This is a genomic window from Comamonas sp., assembly GCF_036643215.1.
In the GTDB taxonomy this organism is placed as follows: Bacteria; Pseudomonadota; Gammaproteobacteria; order Burkholderiales; family Burkholderiaceae_C; genus Comamonas.
Genome location: NZ_JAVXSJ010000069.1, coordinates 1 through 4469 on the forward strand (window position 1 = coordinate 1; position 4469 = coordinate 4469).

Genomic DNA, 4469 nt, shown 5'->3' on the forward strand with positions numbered 1-4469 from the left:
GCTCATGCGGCGAGCCTAGCGGCTCGCGCAGACTGATTTATGCAACAACGCCACCCAGAAGCAACATCGTGTCCATGGCTGGTGCCGCAATGAGCCAAGCTACCCCGAAAGACGCCGAAACCGTCTTTGTCGATCCGACCCATGGTGAGCCCTGGGTAGATGACAAGAGGTTCCGCAACCCTTTCTGGGTTCCCATGCTCAAAGCGCTTGGCATTCGTTACCGCCCGCCCAACAACATGCGCCATACCTATGCGACGATGCTGCTGATGGCGGGTGCTACGCCAGCCTATGCGGCCAAGCAGATGGGACATTCTGTGGAGATGTTTTTGAACGTCTATTCCAAGTGGCTAGACGACGGACAGGGGGACATCGAACAGGCGAAATTAGAGTCCTTCATTGGACAAAACTCCCCCGGGACTCCCCTGAAAAAACAAAGATCAATTTAAGTCTTTGTTTTTATTTGGAAATATTGGAGCGGGCGATGGGGATCGAACCCACGTTATTTGCTTGGGAAGCAAAAGTCCTGCCACTGAACGACGCCCGCATTGCCGGGCAAGACTACGCAGGGTAGTTGCCGCTGAATGCAATCACGGTAGCAAGCCGTGAAGCAGTAACCAATCGTATAACAAGCCTGAAACGCTGGCGTCGCAAATCAGCCGTGCTGCCCATTTTTTAACCCCGTAATTTCCCGTAAATGCGGCCTGCGCTGCTTGCGTTCCACGGCTTTATTAGGGGCACTGAAAGATATGCTGCATTGCCACAAATCACACGGGTAAAATTGTGCGGGATCAAAGAGCCTGCATTCAGCGACTGTTTCAGTCATCTCGCAACGGGCAACGCCGTTGCTCGCCAGACTCGACACCAAGTCATGCAGGTTTTATCCCATGCAGCGCTTGACCTGGATCTTCAATACTTTCTGAAAACACCAACAAAGCTTTAGCCCGCGCCTGCCCCACCATGCTGATCTGCTTTTGCAATTTCGACTTGCCTGCTGACCACCTCAGGGAGGCCAGTGCGCCGATGCACGAGGGCCGCGCGTGACTGAACAGCAGTTGTATGACCTAGCTCCGGCGCTGGAGCTGATGGCGTTTGGCCTGCTTCTGGCACTCGGCCCGCTGTGCTGGGTGTGGTGGCGTAATCGCGGCACGGGGCCTAGCAAGCGACTGCAGGCGCTGTGTGTGCTGACGCTGTTTCTGACTTTTGATCTGGTGCTGTTTGGTGCCTTCACGCGCTTGACGGATTCCGGTCTGGGCTGCCCTGACTGGCCCGGCTGCTATGGCAGCTCAAGCCCTCTTGCGGCGCACGCACAGATTTCAGAGGCGCAGGCTGCCATGCCGAGTGGCCCTGTCACCCACGGCAAAGCATGGGTGGAGATGATTCACCGCTATCTGGCAACCACCGTGGGCGTGCTCATCATTGCGATGACCGTGATGTCGTGGAAGCAAGCCCGAGCCGCTCGTCGTGCAGGCCAACCTGAAGCCGCACAGGGCGCATTGAACCCCTGGTGGCCAACAGTGACGCTGGTCTGGGTCTGCATACAAGGCGCCTTTGGCGCGCTGACAGTAACGATGAAGCTGTTTCCGGCCATTGTCACGCTGCACCTGCTGGGCGGAACAGGCCTGCTGGCATTACTGGCGATTCCGGCTTCGGCCTTGAGCATGAAGCAAGCGGGCCAGACACCGGCCTTCATTGCCAAGGGCTTACGTGCTGCGCTGTGGCTATGCCTGGCTCTGCTGGTAATTCAGGTCAGTCTGGGCGGCTGGGTCAGCACCAATTACGCCGTACTGGCCTGCACGACCTTCCCCAACTGCCAGGGTAGCTGGTGGCCTGCCATGAATTTTGGCGAGGCGCTGCAGATCTGGCGCCCGCTGGGCCTGCTCAAAGATGGCAGCAACATCAGCTTTGAAGCACTGACCGCCATTCACTACACCCACCGCCTGGCGGCTTATGTGGTGGTGGCAGCCCTTGCGGGCCTGTGGTGGGCACTGCGCCGCGCGCCGGCACTGGCCAAGCAGCGCCGCCTGCTGGGCTTTTTTGTAGTGCTACAAGTTTTAACGGGTCTGTCCAACGTGGTCTTGGACTGGCCCTTGGTTGCGGCCGTGCTTCACACTGGTGGAGCCGCGGCCCTGGTAACGATTGTGGTCTGGAGTCTGGCTGTGACGCGCACTGATGCCGTTGCTACCAACCGACCTGAAATGACGCGCCGCCCTGCCTGAGGCATAGCGCACAAAGAGTGATTGCATGAGTCAAAGTGAAGCCTTGTTGGACAACACCTCGCGAGTCAGCCAGTTCTATGCGCTGACCAAGCCGCGCGTGGTGCAACTGATTGTTTTTTGCGCGCTGATTGGCATGGTGCTGGCTGTTCCCGGCTGGCCGACTGCCGCCCAATGGGTACATATGGGCGTTGCCTGCATCGGCATCTGGCTGGTGGCCGCCGCCGCCGCCGCCTTCAACTGTCTGGTAGAGCGCCATATCGATGCCAAGATGAAGCGCACCGCCTGGCGACCCACCGCGCGTGGCGAGTTGTCCAGCCAGCAGGCACTGGCCTTCTCGGCCATTCTTTGCATGCTTGGCGCGACGATCCTCTGGGTCTGGACCAATTCGCTGACCATGTGGCTGACGCTGGCCACCTTTGTGGGCTACGCCGTGATCTACACCGTGGTGCTCAAACCTGCAACGCCGCAAAACATTGTGATTGGCGGTGCATCGGGTGCCATGCCTCCCGTGCTGGGCTGGGCCGCGATGACGGGCAATGTGGGCCCCGAGGCGCTGATTCTGTTCCTCATCATCTTCCTGTGGACCCCGCCGCACTTCTGGGCGTTGGCTCTGTACCGTGTGGAAGACTACCGCCAGTCCGGCCTGCCCATGCTGCCCGTGACCCATGGCAGCGAATACACGCGCCTGCAGATTCTGCTCTACACCGTGGTGCTGTTTGCCGCTGGTCTGCTCCCCTTTATGTATGGAATGAGCAGCTGGCTGTACCTGTTTGCCGCCGTGGTTCTGGGCGCTGGCTTTATTGGCTACGCCGTGGCTCTGTACCGCAACTACTCGGATGAGCTGTCGCGCCGTACCTTCCGCTTTTCACTGATTCACCTGAGCCTGCTGTTTCTGGCTCTGCTCGTCGATCACTACTTGTTCATGGCTTGAGCTTTTTAGCCATGTACCTGAAGAAGCCCGGTTCGCCGGGCTTTTTTACGTCTAGTGAATTCAATCGCTATCTTCAATCACTATCAAAAGATGAGCTGCTTGCGCTTGATGGTATTAGGCTAGAGGCCTGAAAGTCCTAAAACAAAAAAGGCCAGCTCTTCTGCAGAGCTGGCCTTGGGTTCATATCCGGTAAACCCGATCAAGTGCCTGATTACAGACCCTTGAGCACCTTGCCGTTCACTTCCTTGCCGTACATGGAGAACTTGCCGTGGTGCTGTTCAGCCGTGGCCTTCAAGTTGCCATTGAAGCGGGGGTCTTGGCCGCGTTCCTGGCTGTTGATGAAGGTTGCCACGTCCCATGCTTCCTGATCGCTCAGTGTCGCATTGCCGTAGGGCATGTTGTTCTTGATGAAGTTGGCAGCCTTGTCGATGTCGTGCATGCCAGCGCCCCAGTTGTAGGAGTCCTTGCCCCACAGTGGCGGGAACACGGCGACATCACCGACAAACTGGCCCTTGCCGTCCGCACTGTGGCACAGCGCGCACTTGGCTTCATAAACCTTGGCACCGGCTTCGTACGTGGGCTTTTCCTGGGGTTCACCTGCCTTTTTGAAGCCTGCACCGGGCAGCTTTTCGCCTGTGGGGGCCTTTTGCGCCATCCAGTAAGCGTAAGACTCCAGCGCCACCAGCACGTCATGGCCGTCATCAGGCGCCTTGCCGTTCATGGAGTACATAAAGCAGCCGCGCACGCGTTCGGCAAAGGTGTCTACGTGGTCGGTCTTCTTGCGATAGGCCGGGTACATGGGGTACGCGCCCCACATGGGCGCTGCGCCCTTGAGGCGACCGGCATCCAGGTGGCAGTTGGTGCAGCTCAGGGGGTTGCCCGAGAAGCCCACGGCATTGGTAGGCGTGCGTGTGAAGATGGCTTCGCCACGGCGAATCCACTCGCCCATGGGGCCTTCAGGCATGTCTGTTTCGCCTGGGGGCGTGAACGCTCCAGGCTTGGCCACCACGGCCACCGCCTTGGCGTCTGCCGCAGGCGCGGCAATCTTGGCAGGCTCTTCAGCCTTTTTGGGGCTGCTCACGCTCATGCCATACCAGAGCGCACCACCCAGGCCAGCGAACATGCACGCCACCACGGCGTATTCAGCAAGATTGGAGCTTTTGGAAGCCGTTTTTTGTTGTTCCGACATAGTCAACTCCCGAGGCTTAAGGTTTGGCGGGTGCTGCAGGTGCAGCAGCGGCTGGGTTATGCAGACGCTGGTAGTACGCAGCGACAGCCTTGACGTCATCCGCCGAGAGCTTCTTGGCCACAGCGCCCATCAG

General features: G+C 58.8%; 3 protein-coding genes, 1 tRNA gene and 1 pseudogene. 3 read left to right on the forward strand and 2 right to left on the reverse strand.

Annotated elements, in window-relative coordinates; all coding sequences use genetic code 11:
- Positions 1 to 446: pseudogene (locus RSF91_RS19490) on the forward strand (hypothetical protein); the annotation flags it as partial.
- A gap of 24 nt (positions 447 to 470) precedes the next feature.
- Here the strand turns inward: RSF91_RS19490 and RSF91_RS19495 are convergent.
- A tRNA-Gly gene (locus RSF91_RS19495) sits at positions 471 to 544 on the reverse strand.
- Between the two features lie 493 nt (positions 545 to 1037).
- On the opposite strand from RSF91_RS19495, the gene RSF91_RS19500 reads away from it, so the two are divergent.
- Positions 1038 to 2216: a COX15/CtaA family protein gene (locus RSF91_RS19500; protein WP_332569959.1), complete on the forward strand. Its 1179-nt coding sequence runs from the start codon at positions 1038 to 1040 to the stop codon at positions 2214 to 2216.
- 25 nt (positions 2217 to 2241) lie between these two features.
- Complete coding sequence (gene cyoE / locus RSF91_RS19505; protein ID WP_099736741.1) at positions 2242 to 3147, forward strand: heme o synthase; 906 nt, start codon at positions 2242 to 2244, stop codon at positions 3145 to 3147.
- 211 nt (positions 3148 to 3358) lie between these two features.
- Here the strand turns inward: cyoE and RSF91_RS19510 are convergent, their stop codons facing one another.
- On the reverse strand, positions 3359 to 4336 hold the full coding sequence (locus tag RSF91_RS19510; RefSeq protein WP_332569960.1) for a c-type cytochrome: 978 nt from the start codon (positions 4334 to 4336) through the stop codon (positions 3359 to 3361).
- Between the last annotated feature and the right edge of the window lie 133 nt (positions 4337 to 4469).

Bases quoted from the DNA above. Each gene is read 5' to 3' on its own strand.
- cyoE (WP_099736741.1), top strand. From the start codon at position 2,242: ATGAGTCAAAGTGAAGCCTTGTTGGACAACACCTCGCGAGTCAGCCAG.
- RSF91_RS19510 (WP_332569960.1), bottom strand. From the start codon at position 4,336: ATGTCGGAACAACAAAAAACGGCTTCCAAAAGCTCCAATCTTGCTGAA.